The sequence below is a fragment of the Microbacterium sp. 22296 genome (assembly GCF_052045385.1).
Taxonomy (GTDB): domain Bacteria; phylum Actinomycetota; class Actinomycetes; order Actinomycetales; family Microbacteriaceae; genus Microbacterium.
On the sequence record NZ_JBQEOS010000009.1, the window covers coordinates 12,293 to 36,377 of the forward strand.

The 24,085-nt window shown below is 71.8% G+C and carries 21 protein-coding genes; 9 read left to right on the top strand and 12 right to left on the bottom strand.

All coding sequences use genetic code 11. The annotated features are described in order from the left end of the window. Nucleotides 1-31: 31 nt before the first annotated feature. The gene (locus ACTJJP_RS14705; protein ID WP_440775722.1) at nt 32-1,054 is read right to left on the bottom strand and encodes a methylenetetrahydrofolate reductase C-terminal domain-containing protein; all 1,023 of its coding nucleotides are present in this window, start codon (nt 1,052-1,054) and stop codon (nt 32-34) included. A gap of 107 nt (nt 1,055-1,161) precedes the next feature. Here ACTJJP_RS14705 and ACTJJP_RS14710 point away from each other — a divergent pair, with 107 nt between their 5' ends. The 3 genes from ACTJJP_RS14710 (at nt 1,162) to ACTJJP_RS14720 (ending at nt 5,635) form a co-directional block, all read left to right on the top strand. After that, on the top strand, nt 1,162-1,776 hold the full coding sequence (locus tag ACTJJP_RS14710; RefSeq protein ID WP_440775723.1) for a pyridoxine/pyridoxamine 5'-phosphate oxidase: 615 nt from the start codon (nt 1,162-1,164) through the stop codon (nt 1,774-1,776). Nucleotides 1,777-1,779: 3 nt separating this feature from the next. Continuing rightward, nucleotides 1,780-2,613, top strand: coding sequence for an FAD binding domain-containing protein (locus tag ACTJJP_RS14715; protein ID WP_440775724.1), 834 nt, complete (start codon nt 1,780-1,782; stop codon nt 2,611-2,613). 190 nt (nt 2,614-2,803) lie between these two features. Continuing rightward, nucleotides 2,804-5,635 carry a molybdopterin-dependent oxidoreductase gene (locus ACTJJP_RS14720; RefSeq protein WP_440775725.1) on the top strand — a complete coding sequence of 944 codons (2,832 nt, stop codon included), beginning with the start codon at nt 2,804-2,806 and terminating at the stop codon, nt 5,633-5,635. 121 nt (nt 5,636-5,756) lie between these two features. Here the strand turns inward: ACTJJP_RS14720 and ACTJJP_RS14725 are convergent, their stop codons facing one another. From ACTJJP_RS14725 to ACTJJP_RS14770, 10 genes are all read right to left on the bottom strand, one after another. Beyond that, the gene (locus ACTJJP_RS14725; RefSeq protein WP_440775726.1) at nt 5,757-7,412 is read right to left on the bottom strand and encodes an ABC-F family ATP-binding cassette domain-containing protein; all 1,656 of its coding nucleotides are present in this window, start codon (nt 7,410-7,412) and stop codon (nt 5,757-5,759) included. Between the two features lie 252 nt (nt 7,413-7,664). Further along, nucleotides 7,665-8,522 (bottom strand): PhzF family phenazine biosynthesis protein, encoded by an 858-nt coding sequence (locus tag ACTJJP_RS14730; protein ID WP_440775727.1) that lies wholly within the window; start codon nt 8,520-8,522, stop codon nt 7,665-7,667. Between the two features lie 75 nt (nt 8,523-8,597). Then, nucleotides 8,598-9,881: an allantoate amidohydrolase gene (locus ACTJJP_RS14735; RefSeq protein WP_440775728.1), complete on the bottom strand. Its 1,284-nt coding sequence runs from the start codon at nt 9,879-9,881 to the stop codon at nt 8,598-8,600. 103 nt (nt 9,882-9,984) lie between these two features. Continuing rightward, nucleotides 9,985-11,172, bottom strand: coding sequence for a pyridoxal-phosphate-dependent aminotransferase family protein (locus ACTJJP_RS14740; RefSeq protein WP_440775811.1), 1,188 nt, complete (start codon nt 11,170-11,172; stop codon nt 9,985-9,987). Between the two features lie 271 nt (nt 11,173-11,443). Next, on the bottom strand, nt 11,444-13,036 hold the full coding sequence (locus ACTJJP_RS14745) for an AtzH-like domain-containing protein (protein WP_440775729.1): 1,593 nt from the start codon (nt 13,034-13,036) through the stop codon (nt 11,444-11,446). Then, nucleotides 13,033-13,212, bottom strand: a complete 180-nt coding sequence (locus tag ACTJJP_RS14750; protein ID WP_440775730.1) for a hypothetical protein — start codon at nt 13,210-13,212, stop codon at nt 13,033-13,035. Before ACTJJP_RS14750 ends, ACTJJP_RS14745 begins: the two co-directional genes overlap by 4 nt. Next, nucleotides 13,209-14,384: an acetamidase/formamidase family protein gene (locus tag ACTJJP_RS14755; protein ID WP_440775812.1), complete on the bottom strand. Its 1,176-nt coding sequence runs from the start codon at nt 14,382-14,384 to the stop codon at nt 13,209-13,211. The genes ACTJJP_RS14750 and ACTJJP_RS14755 overlap by 4 nt, the downstream gene beginning before the upstream one ends. A gap of 173 nt (nt 14,385-14,557) precedes the next feature. After that, nucleotides 14,558-15,892, bottom strand: coding sequence for an allantoinase AllB (gene allB, locus ACTJJP_RS14760; protein ID WP_440775731.1), 1,335 nt, complete (start codon nt 15,890-15,892; stop codon nt 14,558-14,560). 51 nt (nt 15,893-15,943) lie between these two features. Further along, the gene (locus ACTJJP_RS14765; RefSeq protein ID WP_440775732.1) at nt 15,944-16,780 is read right to left on the bottom strand and encodes an aspartate/glutamate racemase family protein; all 837 of its coding nucleotides are present in this window, start codon (nt 16,778-16,780) and stop codon (nt 15,944-15,946) included. Beyond that, nucleotides 16,777-18,510, bottom strand: a complete 1,734-nt coding sequence (locus ACTJJP_RS14770; protein ID WP_440775733.1) for an NCS1 family nucleobase:cation symporter-1 — start codon at nt 18,508-18,510, stop codon at nt 16,777-16,779. The genes ACTJJP_RS14765 and ACTJJP_RS14770 overlap by 4 nt, the downstream gene beginning before the upstream one ends. 159 nt (nt 18,511-18,669) lie before the next feature. On the opposite strand from ACTJJP_RS14770, the gene ACTJJP_RS14775 reads away from it, so the two are divergent. From ACTJJP_RS14775 to ACTJJP_RS14800, 6 genes are all read left to right on the top strand, one after another. Continuing rightward, nucleotides 18,670-19,356, top strand: coding sequence for a helix-turn-helix domain-containing protein (locus ACTJJP_RS14775; protein ID WP_440775734.1), 687 nt, complete (start codon nt 18,670-18,672; stop codon nt 19,354-19,356). 241 nt (nt 19,357-19,597) lie between these two features. After that, entirely contained in the window at nt 19,598-20,125 is a 528-nt protein-coding gene (gene uraD / locus ACTJJP_RS14780; RefSeq protein ID WP_440775735.1) for a 2-oxo-4-hydroxy-4-carboxy-5-ureidoimidazoline decarboxylase, read from the top strand. Between the two features lie 34 nt (nt 20,126-20,159). Next, nucleotides 20,160-20,480: a hydroxyisourate hydrolase gene (gene uraH, locus ACTJJP_RS14785; RefSeq protein ID WP_440775736.1), complete on the top strand. Its 321-nt coding sequence runs from the start codon at nt 20,160-20,162 to the stop codon at nt 20,478-20,480. Nucleotides 20,481-20,489: 9 nt separating this feature from the next. Next, on the top strand, nt 20,490-21,674 hold the full coding sequence (gene hpxO / locus ACTJJP_RS14790) for an FAD-dependent urate hydroxylase HpxO (protein WP_440775737.1): 1,185 nt from the start codon (nt 20,490-20,492) through the stop codon (nt 21,672-21,674). 283 nt (nt 21,675-21,957) lie between these two features. Next, nucleotides 21,958-22,473: a GNAT family N-acetyltransferase gene (locus ACTJJP_RS14795; protein ID WP_440775738.1), complete on the top strand. Its 516-nt coding sequence runs from the start codon at nt 21,958-21,960 to the stop codon at nt 22,471-22,473. A gap of 130 nt (nt 22,474-22,603) precedes the next feature. Further along, nucleotides 22,604-23,320, top strand: coding sequence for a GNAT family N-acetyltransferase (locus ACTJJP_RS14800; RefSeq protein WP_440775739.1), 717 nt, complete (start codon nt 22,604-22,606; stop codon nt 23,318-23,320). A gap of 32 nt (nt 23,321-23,352) precedes the next feature. Here ACTJJP_RS14800 and ACTJJP_RS14805 read toward each other — a convergent pair whose 3' ends face one another. Further along, the gene (locus ACTJJP_RS14805; RefSeq protein WP_440775740.1) at nt 23,353-23,877 is read right to left on the bottom strand and encodes an adenine phosphoribosyltransferase; all 525 of its coding nucleotides are present in this window, start codon (nt 23,875-23,877) and stop codon (nt 23,353-23,355) included. Nucleotides 23,878-24,085 lie beyond the last annotated feature (208 nt).

Consider the following 24,085-nt stretch of genomic DNA (forward strand, 5'->3'; position numbering starts at 1 on the left):
CTCCCGCCGCGGCGCGCCCGCCGCCGCCGGGTCAGCGCAGCCGCCGCGCGACCTCCGCGAGGGCCTCGGCGAACGACTCCTCGGCGCCCTCGCGACCGCCCGACAGGTTGACGCCGACGACGCCGGGGAGTGCGAGCATCTCTTCGGCGAGCGCCACGGCGAGGGCGATCCCCTCCGCGCGCGTGTCGCGGGCCCCACGGATGCGACCGAGGAACCCGTCGGGCAGCACGAGCGTGGTGAACGACTCGAGCAGGTCGGCCGACGCCTCGTCGACGACGACGGGGACGCACGGGATGAACCGGATGCCGTCGCCCACCTCGTCGATGAACCGGCGGACGGGCGCCGCCCCGCCGGCGTGGTTGACGAAGCAGACGTCGGCGCCGGCCCGCTGCTTCTCGCGCAGGCGCGCGGCCCGTCGATCGAGAGGGGGTGCCGCGGGCGACGCGGCGACCGAGACGACGTGGCCCGCCGCGCGCGCCAGCGCCGTGGCCTCCGTGGAGTCGAGGTCGAAGACGGGAGCGGCGTCGGGCCGGTGTCCCGTGCGGGTGTGATCGCCGGTCACGCAGTGCACCCCGGTGACCCCTTCGACGGCGAGGGCCGCCAGCTCGCCCTCGATCGCGACGCGGTTGCGGTCGCGCATGTTGACTCCGCTCCAGACGCGCAGTCCCCGCCGCTGCAGCAGGTGCGCGCGGTAGGCGGGTGGGAACTGCACCCGGGCGCTTCCCGCGTCGCCGGCGAGGACGGCATCCACCTCCCCCGACAGCACCGCGGCGCACGCGTCGATGGATGCCACACTCAGCGCCCGCGCGGGAAGGTCGGCGACGACCCACGGGCGCGTGCCGAGGGAGGCGAGGGTCTCCGCGGCGGCGGCGGTCCGGCGCCCCGGGTCCACGGGAGTCGTCCGATCGATCCCCGTCCACGGCACGGTCCGCCGCGGAAGGAACGTGCAGCGATGCTGAGCGTCGATCTCGCACGAGCCGTCGAAGCCGACCCCGCCGCACGGGCCGTACTCCATGCGTTTGGGGCACGCGTCGATGAGGGGCAGCAGGGTCATGTCGGGAGTGTAGGGAGAACGTGTTTCCACCGATGTTCATGGCGGCAACATCGCGGAAACGCGCACTCCATACGCTCGGCACTACCCGCAGCCTCTCGGAGGTCACCATGATCACAGCCGGCACGTCTTTCGGTTCCGACGTCGACGACATCGACGCGCTCGTCGACGACCCTCTTGCGCTCCTGCTGCGCTGGCTCCCCACCCCCGACAGCGAACTGCGTCCGCTCGCGGCGCTCTCGACCATCGGGCGCGACGGCATCCCCTCGATCCGGCACGTCCTCGTGAGCGATCAGGATGCCACCGGGCTGTACTTCCACACCGACTCCGCCAGCCAGAAGGTCGCCGAGATCGCCGCGAACCCCGTCGCCGCCCTGTCGGTGGCCTGGCCCGAGGTGGGTCGGCAGCTGGTGGTGCGAGGCATCGTCGAGCGCGTCAGCAACGCCTCCGCCGCCGAGGTCTACCGCCGGCGGTCGCGGTACCTGCAGCTCCTGGCCTGGCTGAACACGAACGACAACGCCCGTCTGCCGGCGTACGACCGCCGGCACCTGTGGGCCGAGTTCGACGAGGCGCACCCCACGCTCGATCCCCCGGAGCGCTGGACCGGGTTCCGAGTGCGCCCCCTGACGCTGTCGTTCTGGCGCGGGGATCTGCTCGGCCAGAGCGTCCGACAGCAGTACACGCTCACCGACGGCCGCTGGTCGGGCCGGATCCTGGCGGGCTGACGCATGGACATCACCACCGTCACCTCGTTCCGCCCCGCCCGCTCGCGCGACGACCTCGCCCTCGGGCCCGGTGAAGTCGTCATCGCCGGGGGCACCTGGCTCATGAGCGAGCCGCAGCCCGGCACGACCGGGTTCGTCGATCTCACGACCCTCGGCTGGCCCGACATCGAGGTCACCGACGAGGGCCTGCGCATCGGTGCGACCTGCACCATCGCGCGCCTGCTCGCGTGGGTCGAACGCGACGCACCCGCCGGCTGGACCTCGCTCTCGCTCGCCCGCCCCTCCGCCGACGCGCTGCTGGCGTCTTTCAAGATCTGGAACACCGCCACCGTCGGCGGCAACGTCTGCCAGGCCTTCGCCGCGGGCGCGATGATCGCGATGCTCTCGACCCTGGATGCGACAGCGCTGATCTGGACACCCGACGGCGGCGAGCGCCGGATCGCGGTCGCCGATCTCGTCATCGACAACGCCGCGACCTCGCTCGCCCCGGGCGAGGTGGTGCGCGCTCTCGACGTCCCGGCCCATGCCCTGCGCTCCCGTGTCGGCCTGCAGAAGATCGCCCTGGCCGAGCTCGGCCGATCCGGCGCGGTCGTCACCGCCCGGGTTGATCCCGACGGGTCCGCCGTGTTCGTGGTGACCGCGGCGGTGCGCCGGCCCCGCGTGCTGCGGTTCGGGCGCATCCCCGGGGCGGGTGAGCTGCGGGATGCCGTGGCCAGCGCCACCGACTTCTACACCGACCCGCTCGGCAGCGCCGACTGGCGTCGCGGCGTGAGCATGGTGCTCGCGGAACGGGTGCGCCGGAGCTTCGCGCGAGAGCTGCAGGAGGGCGCCGCGTGAACGCCGGGTCCATCGGCATCCGTACCGTGGGGCGCCGCGTGAAGGTCGGGCCTGCCGGCATCCGTGCCGTTACGAACTCCGGAGAAATCGTCCGCGCGCCCGGTGTCATCCGCCTCGCGGCTTCCGCATCCGCACGCTTCACCGGAGTACGGTACGCCCGGCGCCGGAACGACGGCCGGGAGGACGTGGCGTGAGATTCGAGGTCAACGGCATCCCCGTCGACGCGGAGCCGAGGCCCGGCCAGAGCGCGCGCACGCTTCTGCGCGAGACGGGCCACGTCGAGGTGAAGAAGGGATGCGACGCGGGCGACTGCGGCGCGTGCGCGGTGCTGCTCGACGGTGCACCGACCCACTCGTGCATCATCCCGGCCATGCGCCTGGACGGACGCACGATCATCACCGCGGCGGGACTCGCCCCGGGCGACGAGCTGCATCCCGTGCAGGAGGCACTCGCGGGCGGTTTCGGATTCCAGTGCGGCTTCTGCTCGCCGGGGATGAGCGTGACCGCGTCGACGCTGAACCCCGCCGACCTCGACGACCTCGACCGGCGCATGAAGGGCAACCTCTGCCGGTGCACGGGGTACCGCCCGATCCGCGAGGCGATCCGCGCGTCGGTCCTGGGTCCGGTGCGCGAGACGGGCGCGGCATGCCCCTCCGGTGAGGCGAGCCCCGCGGCCGACGGGTGCGGCACGGGATGCGGCAGCACCACGGCATCCGGATCGTCCGTCAGCGGACCGGACGGCGATGGACGGGTCGGCAGCTCGGCCGTGCCCGAGGCCGCCCGGCGCATCGTGCAGGGCCGCGAGCCGTTCACCTTCGACGAGCCCGTGCCCGGCGGCCCGCCGCTCGTGCTGCGGGTCGTGGTCTCCCCGCACGCACACGCCCGCGTCCGCTCCATCGACACCACCGCCGCCCTCGCGGTCCCGGGCGTCGTCGCGGTCTTCACCCACCGCGACGTGCCCGACCTGCGGTACTCGACGGGCCGCCACGAGCACCGCACCGACGACCCCGACGACACGCGCATGCTCGACGACGTCGTCCGCCACGTCGGTCAGCGCGTGGTCGCGGTGGTCGGCGAGACGGCGGAGGCGGCGGATGCCGGATGCCGCGCGATCGTCGTGGACTACGACGTGCTGCCCGCCGTGTTCGACCCCGAGGAGGCCCGTCGCCCGGGCGCCCCGCTGCTGCACCCCGACCGCACCCCCGCGGAACGGGTCATGGCGGCCGAGCGCAACGTCGTCGCCGGGTTCCACACCGGTCACGGCGGCGACATCGACGCCGCGCTCGAGAGGAGCCACACCACCGTCACCGGCGAGTGGCGGTCCTCACGCGTGACGCACGCGGCGCTCGAGACGCACGGCGCCGTCGGGTGGCTCGACGACGAGGGACGCCTCGTCATCCGCTCGTCCACGCAGGTGCCCTTCCTCGCGCGGAACGAGCTCGCCCACATCTTCGGTCTCGAGCGCGATCGCGTCCGCGTGTTCGCCACGCGGGTGGGCGGGGGCTTCGGCGGCAAGCAGGAGCTGTTCACCGAAGACCTCACGGCGCTGGCCGTGCTGAAGCTCGGACGTCCGGTGGCGTACGAGTTCTCGCGCACCGACCAGTTCGTGCGGGCGTCGCTGCGGCATCCGATGCGCGTGCGCGTGACCCTCGGATCGGATGCCGGGGGCACCCTCACCGCGATGAAGATCGACGTGCTCAGCGACACCGGCGCGTACGGCAACCACGCCATCGGGGTGCTGTTCCACTCGTGCGCCGAGTCGACCACGCTGTACCGGGTGCCGGTGAAGTGGATCGACGCCGAAGCGGTCTACACGAACAACCCGCCGTCGGGGGCGTTCCGCGGATACGGGCTCGGGCAAGTCGTGTTCGCGGTCGAGTCGGCCCTCGACGCCCTCGCCGTGGAACTGGACATCGACCCGTTCGACCTGCGCCGTATCAACGCCGTGCGCGAGGGCGACCCGCTGCACCCCGACGACGACAAGTACGAGGAAGACCTGATCTGGGGCAGTTACGGCCTCGACCAGTGCCTCGACCTCGCCGAGGGCGCCCTGCGTCGCGGCAACGGTGTCGACGCCCCCGACGGCTGGCTCGTCGGCGAGGGGATGGCGGCGTCGATGATCGCGACGATGGCACCCCGGGGACACATCGCACACACCACCGCGACCCTGCGTCCCGACGGAACGTACCTGCTGCGAGTCGGTACGGCCGAGTTCGGAAACGGCACCTCGACCGTGCACCGGCAGATCGCCGCGACCGTGCTGAACGCCCCCCTCGACCGTCTCGAGCTGTGGGCCGCCGACACCGACGCTGTGCGGCACGACACCGGCGCCTTCGCATCCGCGGGGACGGTCGTGGCCGGCAAGGCGCTCTTCGGCGCGTGCACGGCGTTGCGGCGACGGATGGTGGAGATCGCGACCGATCTCACGCAGACGGATGCCGCGGACGCCGAGGTCGTGGCATCCGGAATCCGGGCGGGGGGCGAGGTCGTCTCGTGGGAGCGGATCATCGCCGCGGCCCCCGCCGGGTATCTGACCTCCGACGGGTTGACCGCCGACGGCGCGGAGTTCGGTGACTTCCGCTCCCTCGCGTTCAACGTGCACGCGGCGCGCGTGGCCGTCGACCCCGAGACGGGCACGGTCAAGGTGCTCCAATCGATCCAGTCCGCCGACGCCGGCGTCGTCATCAATCCGGCGCAGTGCCGCGGGCAGGTCGAGGGGGGAGCTGCCCAGGGCCTCGGCGGGGCGCTGTACGAAGAGGTGTACGTCGAGGACGGGGTGGTGCAGAACCCGGTGTTCCGCACGTACCGTGTGCCCCAGTTCGCCGACGTCCCCGACACCGAGGTGTACTTCGCCGAGACCGACGACACCCTCGGCCCGTTCGGCGCGAAGTCGATGAGCGAATCGCCGTACAACCCCGTGGGAGCGGCGATCGGCAACGCCGTCTCGCGGGCTCTCGGACGCCGAGGGTACGAACTGCCGTTCTCACGCGACCGGGTGTGGAGGTTGGCCGGCGGGGAGTGACCGCCGCGCACGCGCCGGAACGATTCCGCGGGCGAGCCGATGACGGACCCCGTGGCAGGGGCGCGGCACCCGGAGCGCCATCGCCGGCGCGAGGCTCTCGTTGGGTCGGAAGCGTGACGGCTCACGCGCGCAGCTCACTCTCGGCCGGCCTGTCGAGCGGGAGCCATTCCCATGCGTCGACGTCCCGGAGGAGTTGCCTGTCGTGCGTGGACAGGATCACGGCCGCGTGTGTCGCGCCCAACGCGTCGGTGAGGTCGTCGACGAGAGCGACGGAGAGGTGGTTGGTCGGTTCGTCGAGCAGAAGAACGTGGGGTTTCGTCGCGAGGACCAGTGCCAGGTCCAGTCGACGTCGCTGTCCCATCGACAGCTCGCCCATGCGCTTGCTCGATTCCCGCGCCCGAAGAAGCCCGAGCTGCGACAGACCGACGGCCTCGCTCGAGGTGATCGTTTCGGCGGCGACGAGGGCCTCGACATGCTCGGCGTGGACGGAGCTCGCGCGCCCGTCGAGGGGCAGCGCACTCTCTTGGCGGAGGTAGCCGACACGTACGTGCTGCGGGTGGCGGACCGTGCCGGCGTCCGGACGCACATCACCCGCCGCAATGCTCAGGAGGGTCGACTTCCCTGCACCGTTCGGCCCGGTGATGACGAGGCGCTCGCGATGCGCGACCGAGAACGTCACGGGCCTTGGTAAGCGCCCAGCGAGTTGTACCTCGTCGACGCTCAGCAGCGGGGCTCCCGTCCGCGTGGGCAGTTCCGGAAACCGGAACACCTGCGGGGGTTCGGGGACGGTGACGAGATGGGCGTCCAGCTGCTCCTGGCGTCGGTGAACGCTTTGGACGAGACCGCCGGCTCGGGTCGCGCGGCCATGCTTGTTCGTCCCCTTATCAGGGCGCCATCCCGACACGAGGCGGTTCTGAGCCGCACTCAGACTGTCGTGCAGCCGAGCGCGCTCCGCCTGCTGCTGGTCGTAGTCCTGTTCCCATCGTTCGCGTTCTGCGGCACGGCCCGAGCGGTACCCCTCGTACCCATCGCCGTAGACGCGCGGCCGACCGTCCGAGGTCGGATCGAGGTCGACGACGGTCTGTGCGACATCGGAGAGCAACGCGCGGTCGTGGGTGACCACGATCACCCCGCCATCGCGGGAGCGCAGCTGCGAGGTCAGAAAATCGAGGCTGCTCCGATCGAGATGATTGGTGGGTTCGTCGAGCAACAGGAAGTCATGGTCGCCACCGAGGAGGCAGGCAAGACGCACCCGGTACCGCTGGCCGACGGAGAGGTCGTCCAGTCGCCGTTCCGAGTCGGTCTCGGCATCCAGAGCCTGCAAAGCGATTCCTACGCGGCGTTCTGCGTCCCATGCGTCGAGCGCTTCAGCCTGTTCGAGCGCCACAGCATAACGAGCAGCGGCTTCGGCGCCTCCAGAGGTGAGCGCGATGGCGGCTTCGTCGAGTGCCGAGAGCGCCATCAAGGGTGCGGCGATCGCGTCGGCGACCGCCTGGCCCACAGTTCTGCCGTCGCCGGCGGGCATCTCCTGCTCGGCGATGCCGAGAGTGCCGATGCGCTGCACATGGCCGTCGTCAGGAGCGATCGCGCCGGCGAGAACGTGCAGCATTGTCGACTTGCCGCGACCGTTCTCACCGACGACCGCTATTCGCGAGGAGGTCGTCGCGGCGAGATCGACGTGCTGAAGAACGGGTGTCGCGCCTCGGAGAACGGACACGTCGGCGGCGATGAGCTGTGCGCGATGGCGCGCGGGAAGAGGGCTGTTGAGGGAGGGCATCCGCATCCTTCGAAATGACGCGTGAGCGAGCCACGAGAGCCGTGCGAACACGCAAAAAGACGGCGACCCGATCGGGTCGAGAAAGAGCGGCCTCCGCGTGCTCGGATTGCTCAACGAGCGCGGTGGGCCTCACTCAGCCGTCAGATGAAGTACAAATGCACTCGTCAAGGGTAGCCAGACCGCGAGTCGCGTGGCAACCGCGTCGAACGCCTCACCGGGCTCCGTCATCGCGGGACGTCCGGGCAGATGAGGTCAGAGCGGCGTCGCGCCTCCTCGGACGTGGATGCCGCCGACCGGCGGAACCTCGACCTCGAGCACGCTCGGCCGGCCGACGTGCCGACCCTGGCGGACGGTGAAACGGAACGGCGCGGTCATGCCGAGGCGGTCGCGCAGGTACGCGCCGAGCGAGGCGGCGGCGGATCCGGTCGCCGGGTCCTCGGTGATGTCGCCCACGGGGAAGATGTTTCGCGCCTCGATGACGAGCCCGTCGACGATCTCACCGCCCAGATGCACCACGATGACCGTGCCCTTCCACCCGCGCTCGTCGAGCAGGGCGCGCATCGGCACGGGGTCGAAGCGGAAGGCATCGAAGGTGTCCCGCTCACGCACGGCGACGACAGGATGCAGGTTGCCGGCGAACGACTGCGCCAGCGGCATCCGGTCGTCGAGGTCGTCGGGGATGAGGCCCAGCAGATCGAGAAGGCGCTCGGCGACCTCGGGCTCGAAATCGACGACGTGGGGCTCGACGCTGGTGAACCCGGCGACGATACGACCGTTCGCGTCACGCTCCGTGGTGACGTCGACCCGCCCCGCGGCGGTGTCGAAGACGAACGCCCCCGGTGCAGCGGCCTCGGCGAGCGCGACGGCGGTCGCGATGGTGGCGTGGCCGCAAAACGGGACCTCGTCGTCGGGCGAGAAGTACCGCACCTGCACGCGCCGCCCTTCGCGGGCTGTCACGAACGCCGTCTCGGGGTGGCCGAGGTCGGCCGCGATGCGCTGCATATGCGCGTCGTCGAGGCCAGCGGCATCCAGCACGACCCCCGCCGGATTGCCCCCGCCTGGTTCGGCGGCGAAGGCGAGCAGCTGCAGGATACCGGGAGCGTCGGTCATCTCACCATTCTCGCGGTCGCGGTGACGAGCGGTGGGGGCCGATCAGCGATCAGTGGCTCGTGAGCAGTCCCGGGCTCAGCGCGGCTCGGCCCCCAGGTGCAGCACCGCCTCGGCGAGTGCGCGCACCCCCGCGGCGACATCGGCACCGGTCACCGCCTCGTCGGGATGGTGGCTGATGCCGTCGGGATTACGCAGGAACAGCATCCCCACCTCGGTGATCGCGCCGATCGCCATCGCATCGTGGCCGGCGCGGCTGAACAGGGTCGGCGCCTCGCCGCCGATGCCGGCGCGCACCACGTCCTGCAGCAGAGGGGCGCAGAAGACGGCCGGTGCGCTGTGCACCTCGCGCGCCCGCCAGCGCAGCCCGCGGCGGCCCATGATCGCATCCAGTTCGTGCGAGATCTCGTCCCAGGTGTGATCGCGGGTGGCGTCGAACTCGCCGCGCAGGTCGAGCGAGAAGTGCGCCTCGCCGGGCACGACGTTCACCGCCCCGGGGAACGCCTCGAGCTGGCCGACGGTGCCGATGATGTGGTGCTCGCCGCGGCAGATGCGCTCCACCGCGAGGGCCGCTTCGCTCGCTCCGAGCAGGGCGTCGCGGCGCATGTCGTAGGGGGTACCGCCGGCGTGACGCGCCTCGCCCTCGACGACGAGCTGGAAGCGCCTGGCCGACGCGATGGACGAGACAGCCGCGAGGGCCCGGCCGCTGCGATGCAGTTCCGGCCCCTGCTCGATGTGCGCTTCGAGGTAGGCGACGAGTTCGTCGGGGCGCCGGGCGGCCTCGCCGATGCGGCCCGGGTCGAGACCGAACTCGCGGAAGGCCTGGCGCAGCGTGTACCCGTCGTCATCGGTGAGGTCCCACCACGACTCGTCCCACTGTCCCGCGACGGCCGAGGAACCGAGCAGGGCCTTGCCGAAACGCGTGCCCTCCTCGTCGCTGAAGGCGATGACCTCGAGCGCGAAGGGGAAGGGACTGGATGCCGTGCCCTCGTCGTCCACCCGGCGCACGAGCCGCACGACCTCGAGGGCCATCAGCACCCCGACGATGCCGTCGAAGCGCCCCGCGTCGGGGACGGTGTCGAGGTGCGAGCCCATCAGCAGCGCCGGGGCGTCGGGGGCTCCGGCCGGTGCGAGGCGACCGACCTGATTGCCCGCGGCATCCTGTCTCGTCGACATGCCGAGCTCGCGCATCCACTCGGCCGACAGGCGGTTGACCCGGGCGTGCTCGGGCGACAGGTACACGCGCGTGATGCTGCCGGGCGTCGCCGTGACCCGGGCCAGCTCCTCGCACCGCCCCATGATCCGCCGCGCCGCCGAGGCGATGCGCTCGGGCGCGACCTGCAGGCGCGTCGTGGTGCTCATGGTCGGGCTCCGCGGCCTGCGACCCGGTGGCTCATCGGGAAGGTGCGTCCGGCGCGCGTTCGCCCGGAGTCCGCGATGGGCGCTGAGGCGGGAGTGCGGCGCGTCATGCGCGCGCCGTCGCGTACACACCCTGCGCGGCCTCGACGCCGCCGCCCGGCGCGACCGTCGCGCCGTGGCGTCGGAGCACCGCCTCGAGCGCGGCGAGGGTGGTGAGCACGGCGTCGGTGCGGGCGTTGTACCCCATGGTGCCGATGCGCCAGACACGGCCGTGCAAGGGACCGAAGGAGGTGCCGATCTCGATGCCGAAGTCGCTCAACAGCTCCGACCGCACGGCGTCTCCGACCACGCCCTCGGGGATCTCCACGGCGACGACGTTCGTCATCTTGTGCGCGACGTCGCCGAAGACCGTGAGGCCGAGGCCCTCGACGCCGGCGAGCATCGCGTCGCCGTGCAGGCGGTGCCGGTCGATCACGGCATCCCGTCCCTCCAGGAGCAGCACGCGGGCGCATTCCCGCGCGCCGTAGAGCATCGTCGTCGCCTCGGTGTGGTGGTTCAGGCGCCGCGGTCCCCAGTAGTCGAGGATCATCGCCAGATCGAAGTAATTGGAGCGGATGAAGTCGGATGCTACGGCATCGCCCTCCTCGCGGATCCCGGCCTCGACGCGGGCGCGCGAGCGCACCACCTCGACGGCCCGCTCCGAGAGACTGATCGGCGCCGACCCCGACGGCCCGCCGAGGCACTTCTGCAGGCCCGCGGTGGCGGCATCCAGTCCCCAGGCATCCATCTCGAACGGGTTGCCGCCGAGGGAGGCCGTGGCATCGGTGTAGAAGAGGGCCCCGTGGACGCGGCAGATCTCGCCGATCTCGTCCAGCGGCTGGAGCATCGTGGTCGAGGTGTCGCCCTGTACGCAGGCCACGAGGTGCGGCTTCACCCGTTCGACCGCCTCGCGGATGGTCGACACGGGGAAGACCCGGCCCCACGGCACCTCGATCGTGTGCACCTCGGCGAGCGCGCGTTCGGCGATCTCGGCGAGCAGGTGGCCGAACCGCCCGAAGACCGGCACGAGCACGCGATCACCGGGGCGGATGAGCGACAGCATGGCCGCCTCGATGCCGGCGCGACTCGTGCCGTCGATGAGCAGCGTCGCGTCGTTGTCGGTACCCCAGACCTGGCGGTACAGGTCTTGCGTCTCGTTCATCGTGGCGGTCATGAACGGGTCGTACTGGCCGACCAGCGGTGCCCCCATCGCGCGCAGCACGCTCGGGTACGCCGAGATGGGCCCGGGGCCCATGAGCAGACGGGCGGGCGGGTCGATGGGGCCGGGGAGGTGGCTGTTCACGGGGTCTCCATGGTGCGGGGGCGGAACGAGTGGGTAGGGCGTGTTCGTCCCACCGGTACGGACGGGTGCGGCGCATTGTGCGGGGTGTGGATCCGCGGCGCCGGGCCGGACGTGTGCTGCAACGCGCGCCGAGAGGCGGGCCGAACTCCGCAGATGCCGCCGCAACGGATCCGGGCGGCCGGAACGGCCCCGCGAGTGCGGCTTCTCCGGAGATCGGCGCGCTTCACGACCGACCTCCGAGCGTGGCGAGGCGGCGGGCGAGACGCACGAGTGCGATGTCGGTGCCGGCGCGCGAGACGAGGCAGACGCCGACGGGGGCGCCGTCGACCGTGAGCAGCGGCACCGAGATCGATGGAAGACCGGCGATGGCGGCGGGGGCCGTCATGCGCAGAGTGGCCGCGCGCACCGCGTCGACGTCGGCCGTGCGCTGAGGCGCGGGACCCGGCACGGTGGGGAAGATCATGACGGCACCGTCGACGAGCTCGGCGAGGTGGGCGGCGATCGGTTCGAGATCGTTCCGCGCCACGCGTTCGTCGTCGGCGGTGATCTGCGATGCGAGACGGAAACGCTCGGCCACTGCCGGCCCCACGGCCCCGGGGTGCGCGCGCAGCCACTCGCCGTCGTTGCGCCACGCCTCCGCGCCCTGCACGGTGCGGAACGCCGCGAAGCCGGCATCCAGGTCTCCCGTGTGCACCGCGCGGAACGAGGGCGGGTCATCGGATGCCGCGAGGCCGGCGAGGAAGCGCGAGAACTCCTCGCGGGTGGCCGCGTCGGCGCAGTCGAGCACCTCTTCGGGGATCACGAACCGCCAGGGCAGGTCGGTGCCCGCGGCGCCGTAGACGTTCTCCGTGGAGGCGGAACCGTCGTAGCTGAGGCACCAGTCGGCCACCCTCTGCAGGGTGTCGCCGTCGCGGGTGAGCCAGCCGATCGTGTCGAACGACTGCGCGAGCGGCAGCATGCCCTGTCGGGGAACGAGGTCGTGGGTCGTGCGCAGGCCCCAGAGACCCTGGTACGACGCGGGCACGCGGATGGAACCGGCGGTGTCGGTGGCGAGGGCGATGTCGGCGTGGCCGAGGGCGACCGCGGACGCCGGTCCGCTCGACGAACCTCCGGGCAGGGCGCCGACCACCGCCCCGTTGGGCGGTGTGCCGTAGTGGGCGTTGTCTCCGGCGATCGAGTAGGCGAACTCGTCGGTGCGGGCGATCCCGCGGAGGGATGCTCCGGCGCGCAGCAGATCGGCGACGGCCGGGGCGGTGGCCTTCTCGGGCCGCGCTTCTTCGAGGAACGTCGGGTTGCCTGCGCCGATACGGAAGCCGGCGATCGCGAACAGATCCTTCACCGCGACGGTGAGTCCTTCGAGCGGCCCCTCCCACGCCCCCTGCTGGAAGGGATCGCCGACGCTGCGCCAGATCGTGCGGTCGAGCGGGGGCGTGCGCGGGGTCACGTGAGCGGCGGTGATGAGCCACCGACCGTCGAGCCGTTGCCACACCTGTGTCTGCAGCCCCCTCCCGCCACCGTGGAACTGCGACACCGACATGAGCAGGGCGACGTCGCCGTCGGTGCTCGTATCGGTGGTGGCCGTGGCGAGCGGGCGGTAGTGGACCTCGGCGATATCGCGCGGGGGCACACCACCGCGCAGCGACCGGAATCCGCTGATCGCGTCGTGGCCGACGAGCAGCCCCGCCGTGTCGCCGCGGAGAGTGTCCGGTCCGGGCGCGAAGAACGCGTCGAGGGCGTCGAGGTCGTTCGCGACGATGGCGCGCTCGTACGCGTCGAAGGCCTCGCGCAGGTCGGCGGGGATGGTGGCATCCGTCATCGCGCGTCTCCATCTGTTCGGCGCAGGCGGTCGAGTGTCCACGACACGCCGGTGACGACCCGCGCACTGCGGCGCGTCGTGGTCGGTCGACCCGGAGTCGGGGTGTCGAAGGAGGGCTCGGCGCCGGGGAGGAAGGGCTCGGCGCGGGCCAGCGCGGCGGAGAGGGAGGGGCTCACTCGGGGTCTCTTTCGGACGAGGCGGCGGCGGGCGCGGCAGAGGTAGCGGCGGCGGCCGAGCGGTCGGCGGATCCCCGCACCTCCGGCTCCACCGACGGCACTCCCGCGAAGTCGGCCTCGCGGATGCGCGCGTGCACTCCCGAGACGATGTCGACGACCTGCGAGATGTCGAAGTCGGTCGCCGCGCTGAGGTAGGCGTAGCCCAGGTGCTCGTCCATGCCCCAGCGTCCGCGCAGGAGCGCGAGCGAGGAGCGCACGCAGGCGCGCATGGCCGCATCGAGGTCGGGGTCCATCCCGGTCGGCACGATGTAGTCGGGCGTGCGCACGAGCGGGCCGCTGACGTCGCCGAAGGCCGCGCGGGCGGATTCGGCGGGAATCACCTCGAAGCGCAGCGTGGCGCGCAGGGATGCCTCGAGAGCGGTGAGCGCGACCTCGCCGTCGCCCTGCGCGAAGTGGGGGTCGCCGACGTACGCGAGCGCCCCCTCGACCTGGACGGGCAGGTAGAGGGTCGTCCCCTCGACGAGGAGGTTGATGTCGATGTTGCCGCCGTGCGCGCCCGGCGGCACCGAGTGCGGTCGTTCCGCGCCCGCGACGGCGACTCCCATCGTGCCGAGGAACGGCGCAAGCGGAAACGCCACGATCGGATCGCCTCCCTCGACCACGGGGAGCGTGCCGTGCAGGACGCCGTCCCGTTCGGCGACGGCGGCGAACACGCTGACGTTGTGCTCGCCGCGCGGCAGCTCACCGACGAGTGCGCCCTTGCCGTGACGGTTCGAGATGACGCCGTAGGGCACCCTCGGAACGAGCGTCTCGACGGTGATCTTGAGGAGGTCGCCGGGGTGCGCATCGCGCACGTGCACGGGGCCGACGACGACGTGGGGTCCGTCGGCCATCACATCGCGCGAGACGGATGCCGCGATCTCGACGGCGTCGTCGAGCACCTGCTCCCGCGCAACTCCGTGCGCCGCGAAGTAGGCCGCCGGGTCCTTGCCCTGGTCGTCGAGGATGCCCTCGTGGCTGACGGTGTCGAACGTGACGCTCGCACCCGACGCGATCTCGAGGACGGCGGCGTCGCCCGCGCACGGCAGGCGCCCCCAGAGCACGGTGTCGGGGGTGGCGCGGAGGTAGTGGTCGCCGGGGACGGGGCCGACGCCGGGCTGGAGGATCGGCACCGGCGTCGCGGCGCGGGGCCCGGTCCCGTCGACGGGCTCAGGGACCCCCGTCGCGGCAGAACCACGGCGGTTGAGTTCGTCGGAGCCGGCCTCCGTCGCGAGGCGAGGCCGCGTCTCGTCCGAGTCGCGGTGTCCGGTCGAGGCCAAGGCGGCGGCGCCGGAAGCCGCGGCACTCACGCCTTCACCCCCGCGGGTGCCGGGAGGATCTCCCGGCCCTCTCGCTCGGTGACGGCGGCGCCACGGCGGTACACCGACTCACCGCGCAGCCAGGTCTCGCGCACGACGCCCGTGAGGGTCTTGCCGTGCCACGGCGTCACCGGGTTGCGATACTCGAGCGTCGCGGCATCCACCACGAACGTCTCGTCGGGCGCGAAGGCGACGAGGTGGGCCGGTGCGCCCGGTGCGATCACGCCGAGCCCCTCGAGGCCCGCGATGCGCGCGGGGCCCGTGGTGAGCAGCGGCAGGATGCTCTCGAATGCCAGACCCCGCTCGCGCGCCGTGGTGTGCACGGCCGAGAGCCCCGTCTGCAGGCCCGCGATGCCGCCCCACGCGAGACCGAAGTCGGGCTCGCCCTTCAGCTCGACCGTGGCCGGCGAGTGGTCGCTGACGATCGCGTCGACGGTGCCGTCGACGACTCCCGCCCACAGCAGGTCGCGGTTGACGCCGCCGCGGATCGGCGGGCAGCACTTGAAGGCCCCCGCGCCGTCGGGCACGTCCTCGGCCTCGAGGGTCAGATAGTGCGGGCACGTCTCGATCGTGAGGCGCACGCCCTCGGCCTTCGCCGCCCGCACGTCGTCGAGTGCGCCGCCGTCGGAGACGTGCACGATGTGCGCGCGGGCACCCGTGCGACGCGCGGCGTCGATCACCCGGCGGATCGCGGCACGTTCGCTGAGCGGCGGGCGGCTGGCCTCGAAGTCGCTGTAGCGGGGTCCGAGCGCGCCGTCGGCGTGCAGGTGCGCGGGGTCTTCGGCGTGCACGATGAGCAGGCCGTCGAACTCGGCGAGTTCGGCGAGGCAGCGTTCGAGCTGGTCGGTGTCGAGGTGGCCGAACTCGTCGATGCCGCTGGGCGACAGGAAGCACTTGAACCCCACGACCCCGGCATCGGACAGCGCGCGCAACGACCCGAGGTTCTCGGGGACCGCGCCGCCCCAGTACGCCACGTCGACGGCGAGCTTTCCCGCCGCGGCCTGGCGCTTGGCATCCAGAGCGTCGGGGGTGGTGGTGACGGGCACGCTGTTCAGCGGCATGTCGACCACGGTCGTGACCCCGCCGGCCGCCGCGGCGGCGGTGCCCGTCGCGAACCCCTCCCACTCGGTGCGGCCCGGCTCGTCGAGGTGCACGTGCGAGTCGACGAGCCCGGGCAGCAGCACCGCGTCGCCGGGCAAGACGGTGCCGGCGGTCGCGTCGAAGGGCTCTACTGCGGAGATGACGCCGTCGTCGATCACGACGGTGGCGGGGCTGAAGGCGCCGTCGAGGTAGACCCGTCGGGCGGCGATCCGTGTGCTCATGTCGTTCACGCTATGCGTCTCGCATTTCCTGAATGTAACCGTCATCAACATTCATGCGAAAACCGCGAGATCGCCCGCCTGGGGAGGAGCCGCGGGCGTCTCACCGTTCGCAGCGGAGCCCGCCAGCCGCATCGCTCCCGCACCCGAAGCACCCCAGGCACCCGAAGCCGAACCCGCGTCCGCGACCGGCACCCGCGGCGGCAGCGCGTACTCGTCGCGCTTGCTGGTCCCGAGGCCCATGCGCACCATTCCGGATGCCATCCCCACCGCCGCCGCGACCCCGTCGACGACCGGCACTCCGACGCGTGCCGTCAGCTCGGTGCAGAGGTCCGCCATGCCGGCGCAGCCGAGCACGACGACGTCGGCGCCAGCGGCGGCCGCCTCGGCGCTGAAGCGCGCGATGGTCTCCACGGCGGGAGACCCCGTGTCCTCGAGGTCGAGCACGGGGATGCCGGTGGCCGCGAGCGACACGCACGCGCGCTCCATGCCGTACCGCGACACCAGGTCATGGGCGCGCCCCAACGTGCGGCTGAGCGTGGTCACGACACCGAAATGGCGGCCCGACACGGATGCCATGTGCATCGCCGCCTCGGCGATGCCGAGCACCGGGACCTCGACCAACTCCCGCGCCGCATCGAGGCCCGGATCGCCGAAGCACGCGATCACGTAGGCGTCGGCGGGGTCGGACCCGGCGCGGTCGGCGGTGATCAGCTCGACCACGGCGGCGGCCGCGGCGATCTCGTCGGTGTGGCTCTCGATCGCGGCGGCGCCGTCGACGGGGCACGCCGCCTCGATCAGGACATCCGGTCCCGCCACCTCCCGGGCGGCTTCGGCGATCTTCTCGGTCATCGCCCAGGAGGTGTTGGGGTTGATCAGCAGGATCCTCACGCGAGTGCCTCGCGAGGGGTTCCGGCGCTCGTAGCGGGCCGCGCACCCGGGACCGACGACGCGGCATCCGGAGCCGACTGCGCCAGCACCGCACCCGATACGGGCGCCGCGGCCGTGGTATCCGGAGTCGACGGCGCGAGCACCGGGACGTCACGCTCTTCGGGCGCCCCGACCGTCTCGACCGTGCCGTCGGAGATGCCCTCGGTCTCGCCCTCGAACGTCGGGATTCGGGGGTCGAGCCACTCGAAGAGCAGGAACAGCACGTAGCCCAGGCCGCAGCCGATGAACCAGCTGTAGTCGCTGATCGCGGCCACATTGAACAGCCCCAGGTCGGCGAACAGCTTCGGGAAGATCGCGATCGCGACCGTCGGGACACCCGCGGCGATGACGGCCTTGACAGCGTTGGGGTTGAAGCCGTTGCGGTACCAGTAGGGCCCGGCGGTGTCCATCGTGAACATCGCGTCGACCTTCACGCGCTGGCGGGCGGCGATGTAGTACCCGGCGATCAGGATGCCGAACAGCGGGCCGATCAGCGCGCCCAGCACGCCGAGCGAGTAGTGGATGGCGTCGGCGTTGGAGTACCAGTTCCACGGCATCAGGAACGTCGAGCCGACGGCGGCGATCATGCCGCCCGCGCGCCACGAGATCTTCTTCGGAGCGACGTTGGAGAAGTCGAACGCGGGCGAGATGAAGTTGGCGACGATGTTGATGCCCACCGTGGCCGTGACGAACGTCAGGCCGCCGAGCAGGATCGCGAAGGGCGTGTCGATCTGCTCGACCGTCTTGATCGGGTCGGTGATCAGCGAGCCGAACACCGGCACGGTGGCGGATGCCGTGATGACGGTCAGCAACGAGAAGAACATGAAGTTGATCGGCAGGCCCCAGAAGTTGCCCTTCTTCACCGCGGCGAAGCTCTTGCCGTAGCGGGCGAAGTCGCCGAAGTTCAGCATCGGGCCCGAGAAGTACGACACCACCAGCGCGATCGCGGCGAACATGACCGGGATCGACGCCCAGAAGTCGAGCTGCGTCGTCGACAGGGTGAACGAGATGTTCTGGACGCCGGCCTGCGACACCAGGTAGACCGCCAGGATGATCATGACGACGTAGACGGCGGGTCCGGCCCAGTCGATGAAGCGGCGGATGACCTCCATGCCGTTCCAGAACAGCAGGAACTGCGCGACCCAGAGGATCGCGTACGAGATCCAGCCCAGTGCCGAAAGACCGGCGAACGACACGTCGAGCAGGGCGGCGGATCCGGGGATGAATTTCAGGAAGATGATGTTCAGCGACTCCGCCGCGAGGAACGTCTGCACGCCGTACCAGGCGATCGCGATCAGGCCGCGGATGATCGCGGGGATGTTCGCGCCCCGGATGCCGAAGACCGCGCGGTTGATCACGGGGTAGGGCACACCCGTCTTCTGGCTGGGCTTGGCGACCATGTTCGCGAAGACCTGCACGATGACGATGCCGGCGATGAGGGCGACGAACACCTGCCACGACTGCAGGCCGAGGGCGAAGAGCGAGCCGGCGGTGACGTAGCCGCCGACGGAGTGCACGTCGCTCATCCAGAACGCGAAGATGTTGTAGCTCGACCACTTCTGCTTCCGCAGCGGCGCGAGGTCCTCGTTGGCGAGTCGCTCGTCGTAGTGGGGCTTCATGTTGCCGCCCCCGTGGGGGTGGCCGGCGGCCTCCACCAGATCGCGGGGGCCGGTGAGCGGGCTCGAAGTCATGTCATTCCTCTCAGGACGATGGATGCCACGACGTGGAGTCCGCGGCCGGAGTGGAGCTCTGATGTGAAGTTATGGGTTCACATCACGTAATTGGTTTCGCTCATGTAACAGGCGTGTGAAGTCGGTCCTTCACACGTGACGCGTCCCTAGACTCGGGGCATGCCGCAGCCGCCCGCCGCCGAAACCGTCGCCGTCGAGTCGGACTCCCTCGCGATCGTCGGGGGCGGTGCGGGGTCCGCGGCGAACGTCGAGGCCGACACCGGCGCCTCGACCGAGGCCTCGGCATCCGTCGGCGGACGAATCCGCGACCTGCGCCAGTCCCGCGGCATCTCCGCGCGAGCGCTGGCGAAGACGCTCGGCATCTCCCCCAGCGCCGTCTCGCAGATCGAGCGGGGAGTCATGCAGCCGAGCGTCTCGCGGCTCATCGCCATCACCGACGCTCTCGGCGTGCCCCTCGTCGCGGCCTTCGACCCGGCATCCGACCGCCCCGTCGAACCCGTCGGCCCGTCAGGATTCACCCTGCAGCGAGCCGGGCAGACGCCCGACATCGTGCTCGACAGCGGGGTGTCGTTCCGCCGCCTCACGCCCGGTTCCTCGCCGGGCATCGACTACTTCGAGTCGATCTATCCGCCCGGAGCCGCCGCCCACGGCGCCGACGGCCTCTTCCACCACGAGGGATACGAGGTCGGCACGGTCGTCGCGGGCGAGCTCACGATCGACTTCGAGGCCGAGCGCGTGATTCTCCGCGCCGGCGATGCCATCAGCTACCCCTGCTCGGTCCCCCACCGCCTGCACAACACCGGCGACACGGATGCCGTGGCGCACTGGCTGATCGTGCACGCCTGACCGGCGCCCCACCTCGGCATCCGTCCCGAGACCCTCCGCAGCCCGGGGCGGATCCCGCCGTCCGGGGCGCGAGATGTGCACCGGCGCGACCGCCGTACGCCCCACTGCACGAACCACGCCCCGGATTCAGGCGGCGGCGCGCGAAGCCATCGTGCGCGCGCACCCCGAAATGTTCCCCACAGCAACATCGCCGACACATCCCGCCACAGCCCCGTAACGCGGCACGCCTAGCCTGACCGGCATGCACCTGCAGGAGTTCCACGCCCTCGACGATGCGGAGGCCGCGGCGGTGGTCCGTGTCTGGGCCGACGTCCCCGGCTGGATGGATGCCGTCGTCGCCGGCCGGCCGTACGCCAGCGTCGACGCCCTCGCGGCCTACGCCGGCGACCTCGCCTCGACGTGGTCGCCGGAGGACCTCGAGGCGGCCCTGCACGCCCACCCCCGCATCGGAGGGAAGGTCGCGGGTGACGGCGCCGAGGCCGCGGCATCCCGTGTCGAACAGGGCTCGATGGCGTCCGCGGACGACGACGACATCGCCGCGATCGCCGCAGGCAACGCCGCGTACGAGGAGCGTTTCGGTCGCGTCTTCCTCATCCGCGCCGCCGGACGTGCGCCGAGCGAGATGCGCGCCGAGCTCGAGCGCCGCCTCGGCAACAACCCCGCCACCGAGACCATCGAGGCCACCCGACAACTCGCCGAGATTGCCCTGCTCCGCCTGCGCACGACCTTCGCCGACGACGCCCCCGCAGAACCGGAGGCCGCAGAATGACCCGGCGCACCGCCGACGCCCCGGAGGGCACCGCATGACGCACCTCACCACCCACATCCTGGATGCCACGACGGGCACCCCCGCGTCCGGCGTCACCGTGACCCTCGGCCACCTCGACGGCGCGACGATCGACGCTGCCGCCACCGACGCCGACGGTCGCCTCAGCCTCGGGCCCGAGCGACTCGACGACGGCGATTACTCGCTCACGTTCGCGACCGGCGCCTATTTCCGCGCGAGAGGCGTCGCGTCATTCCACCCGGTGGTCACGGTCGCGTTCTCCGTCTCGAGCGACGCGCACCTGCACGTGCCGCTGCTGTTGAGCCCGTTCGCCTACTCGACCTACCGCGGCAGCTGAGGAGGAGCCATGAAGGTCATCGTCATCGGAGCCGGCGTCGGCGGCACCTCCGCCGCGATCGCGCTGCAGAAGCTCGGCCACGAGGTCGTCGTGTACGACCGCATGCGCGAGAATCGACCGGTCGGCGCCGCCCTGTCGCTGTGGTCCAACGGCGTCAAAGTGCTGAATTGGCTGGGTCTCGGCCCGCAGGTCGCCGCCCTTGGCGGTCGCATGGACGATATGGCGTACTACGACGGGCACACCGGCGACGAGCTCTGCCGCTTCAGCCTCGCCCCCGTCACCGAACAGACCGGCCAGCGGCCCTACCCCGTCGCCCGCGCCGACCTGCAGCAGCTGATGATGGATGCCGTGGGCCCGGCGAACATCCGCCTCGGGATGCAGCTCGTCGCCGTCGCCGACGACGGGCGGACGGTGACAGCCACCTTCGCCGACGGCTCCACCGACACCGCCGACCTGCTCATCGGAGCCGACGGGGCCCGCTCGCTCGTGCGCGACTACGTCACCGAGCCCACCGGCATCCGTCCCGAACGTTCGTACTCGGGCTACGTCAACTACAACGGTCTGGTGCCGGCCGACGAACGCATCGGACCGCTGGACCAGTGGACCACCTACGTCGGCGACGGCAAGCGCTGCGCCGTGATGCCCGTCGCGGGCGACCGCTTCTACTTCTTCGTCGACGTGCCGGGCCCCTCCGGCGTGGTGGAGGATCGGGTGGCCGCGCTCGAGGCCGCATTCGGGTCGTGGGGCGCACCCGGCGTGCGGGCGCTGCTCGACGGCATCGACCCCGACGAATCGCTGAACCGCGTGGAGATCTGGGACATCGACCCCTTCGACACCTGGGTGCGCGGGCGCGTGGCGATCCTCGGCGACGCCGCCCACAACACCGCCCCGGACATCGGCCAGGGGGCGTGCTCGGCCCTGGAGGACAGCTTCGCCCTCGGCATCGTCTTCGCGACCTCGACCCTCGGCGTCGAGGATTCTCTGAGGCGCTACGAGCGCATCCGCACCGAGCGAGCAGGCGACCTGGTGCTGCGCGCCCGCAAGCGCGCGCACGAGACCCACGCCTTCGACCTCGCCGCGACTCAGGCCTGGTATGACGGCCTCCGCCGCGAGGACGGCACCGGAGTGATCCGGGGCATCGTCGGCAACATCGAGGGCAGCCCGGTCGAACTCGGCGCGAGCGTCATGCGCTGACGCTGACGCGCGAGCGACTCGGCAGCAGCGACGGCGCGGCCGTGTCGTCGACGTCGGCGGCGTCACGGCGTTCGGCGCGGGCCCGGGGATTGAAGCGTCGTCGGTGACGGCCGTGAGCGTCCACACCGCGGGGGCGCGCCGTGCGCCGTCGCCTCCGTGACGGCCGTGGGGAACGGCATCGCAATCGCACGGAGCGGAATGCCGGGCACGCCGGGGCGTTGCAGATGGGGCGGGAGCCCGAGGGCCGCATCAGGTCACGCACCCGCTTCGCAGAATGGATGCCATGACCACCTCATCGACCTCGTCGCTCACCATCCGGCTCGTCACACCGGTGGAGTACGCGGATGCCGGGCGCCTCACGGCCGAGGCCTACCGCCGGAGCTACGGGGACCTCTCCGAGGAGTACCTCGACTCGCTCGCCGACGTCGAGGCCCGGGTGGCGCAGGGCGAAGTCTGGGTGGCGCTCGACGGCGACGAAATGGTGGGAACCGTCTGGACGCCCCGCCCGGGCGAGCGACTGTCTCCGCTCGCGGCCGAGGACGAGGTCGACTTCCGCCAGCTGGCCGTGGCGCCGGCCGCCCGAGGACGCGGCATCGGCGCGGCGCTGACGCAGCACGTGATCGCGCTGGCCCGCAGCCGCGGTGCGCACCGCGTCGTGATGAACAGCGGCCCCGAGATGCTCGGCGCGCACGCTCTGTACCTGAAGCTCGGCTTCCGCCGGCTCACTGAGCGGGAGCACCCGGTCGAAGTCGAGCCCGGGCGCCTGCTCGATCTTCGGGCGTTCGGCTACGACCTGTGAGCGCGTCCGAGAGCGGCGCGCCGCTCCGCCCTGAGACGACCGCCCGTCGAGAACCGGCCACGCGACCCGCTCCGCCGCGCGCGATGGCCGCGCACGTGTCCGCGTGCCGCGACCGGAGTGAAGTGTCCCGGTGACCCCCGCCTCGCCGCTCGCCGCTTCGCACGCCGACGCGACGGTCCTCGACAATGCGGCCTGGCACTCGCCCGCCGGCCCCCACGCGTCGTTCGCGATCGGCGGCGACCTCGTGCGCCGGTATCCGGCCGACATCGCGCCCTTCGTCGCCGTGCGCACGTGGGACGAGCCCGGCGTGTGGGACGCCCTGCGCGACCTCGTCGGACCGGGCGCCGAGGTCGGCCTGTCGGGCTGCGAGGGCGGGATCCCCGAGGGGTGGGAGTACCTCGGGGGCGGCGATGGCGTGCAGCTCGTCGAGACCGACGCGCTGCAGACGCGTCCCGACGAGGAAGCGATCGAACTGGATGCCGACGACGCGGCCGACATGATCGCGATCGTCGAGCGCAATCAGCCCGGGCCCTTCCGGCCCCTCACCTACGAACTCGGCCGCTACATCGGCATCCGTCGCGAGGGGCGTCTCGTCGCCATGGCGGGCGAGCGCCTGCACCCCGCCGGCTGGACCGAGATCAGCGCTGTCGCCGTGGATGCCGACCACCGACGCCAGGGTCTCGCCTCGCGCCTCGTGCTCGACGCCGCCTTCCATATTCAGCAGCGCGGCGACCGCGCCCTGCTGCACGCGGCGGCGACGAATGTCAACGCGATCGCGGCGTACGAGCGGCTCGGGTTCGGGGTGCGGCGGCGGGATCAGTTCGCCGCCGTGCGCACGCCGGTGTGATCGGGCGCCGTGTCCGATCGGCCCGGCGGGCCTCAGACGTGGAAGACCGCGTGCACGTCGCCGCCGAGAGCCTCGCGGCCGCCGAGGCCGTCGATCTCGAGCAGCGTCGCGATGCCGACGACCTCGCTGCCCACCGCCTGCAGCAGGTCGCGGCCGGCGGCGAGGGTTCCGCCCGTCGCGAGCACGTCGTCGAGCAGCAGCACGCGGGCGCCCGCGGCGTTGTCGTCGTGCATCTCGATGCTCGCGGAACCGTACTCGAGGTCGTATGACATCGACGCCGCCGGGCGCGGCAGCTTGCCGGCCTTGCGGATCGGCATCAGCCCCACGTTCGCGACGATGGCCGCGGCTCCCGCCAACAGGAACCCGCGGGCCTCCACGCCCGCGACGGCGTCGATGCGGCCGGCGAACGGCTCCACGAGCGCCTCGACGACGGTGCGCAAGGCGGCGGCATCCGTCAGCAGCGGCGTGATGTCGCGGAACATGATGCCCGGCTGGGGGTAGTCGGGGATGCTCGTGATGAGCGATTCAGCGCGGGCGAGGGCGGAGGCGTCGGGCACGCACCCAGCCTAATCGTGGCGGCATCCGCGGGTTCCCCGCCGACCTCGTCCCCTTTTGGGCGAACCCATGTCCCACTTTGCGCAGACCTCGTCCCACCTTGTGCGGCCTGGAGCGCCGCCAACCAACCAGAAATGGGACATGGTTCGGCCGCGCCCCGCCACCCCGCCCGCGCCGCCACCCCGCGCCACCAACCCCGCACCCGCACCC

Coding starts and splice junctions, on each gene's coding strand:
- ACTJJP_RS14730 (WP_440775727.1), bottom strand. CDS start 8,522: ATGACCGACGCTCCCGGTATCCTGCAGCTGCTCGCCTTCGCCGCCGAA.
- ACTJJP_RS14770 (WP_440775733.1), bottom strand. CDS start 18,510: ATGACTTCGAGCCCGCTCACCGGCCCCCGCGATCTGGTGGAGGCCGCC.
- ACTJJP_RS14740 (WP_440775811.1), bottom strand. CDS start 11,172: ATGGGCCCCGGGCCCATCTCGGCGTACCCGAGCGTGCTGCGCGCGATG.
- ACTJJP_RS14735 (WP_440775728.1), bottom strand. CDS start 9,881: ATGAGCACCACGACGCGCCTGCAGGTCGCGCCCGAGCGCATCGCCTCG.
- ACTJJP_RS14745 (WP_440775729.1), bottom strand. CDS start 13,036: ATGACGGATGCCACCATCCCCGCCGACCTGCGCGAGGCCTTCGACGCG.
- hpxO (WP_440775737.1), top strand. CDS start 20,490: ATGAAGGTCATCGTCATCGGAGCCGGCGTCGGCGGCACCTCCGCCGCG.
- ACTJJP_RS14710 (WP_440775723.1), top strand. CDS start 1,162: ATGATCACAGCCGGCACGTCTTTCGGTTCCGACGTCGACGACATCGAC.
- uraH (WP_440775736.1), top strand. CDS start 20,160: ATGACGCACCTCACCACCCACATCCTGGATGCCACGACGGGCACCCCC.
- ACTJJP_RS14725 (WP_440775726.1), bottom strand. CDS start 7,412: ATGCCCTCCCTCAACAGCCCTCTTCCCGCGCGCCATCGCGCACAGCTC.
- ACTJJP_RS14795 (WP_440775738.1), top strand. CDS start 21,958: ATGACCACCTCATCGACCTCGTCGCTCACCATCCGGCTCGTCACACCG.
- ACTJJP_RS14775 (WP_440775734.1), top strand. CDS start 18,670: ATGCCGCAGCCGCCCGCCGCCGAAACCGTCGCCGTCGAGTCGGACTCC.
- ACTJJP_RS14715 (WP_440775724.1), top strand. CDS start 1,780: ATGGACATCACCACCGTCACCTCGTTCCGCCCCGCCCGCTCGCGCGAC.
- allB (WP_440775731.1), bottom strand. CDS start 15,892: ATGAGCACACGGATCGCCGCCCGACGGGTCTACCTCGACGGCGCCTTC.
- uraD (WP_440775735.1), top strand. CDS start 19,598: ATGCACCTGCAGGAGTTCCACGCCCTCGACGATGCGGAGGCCGCGGCG.
- ACTJJP_RS14705 (WP_440775722.1), bottom strand. CDS start 1,054: ATGACCCTGCTGCCCCTCATCGACGCGTGCCCCAAACGCATGGAGTAC.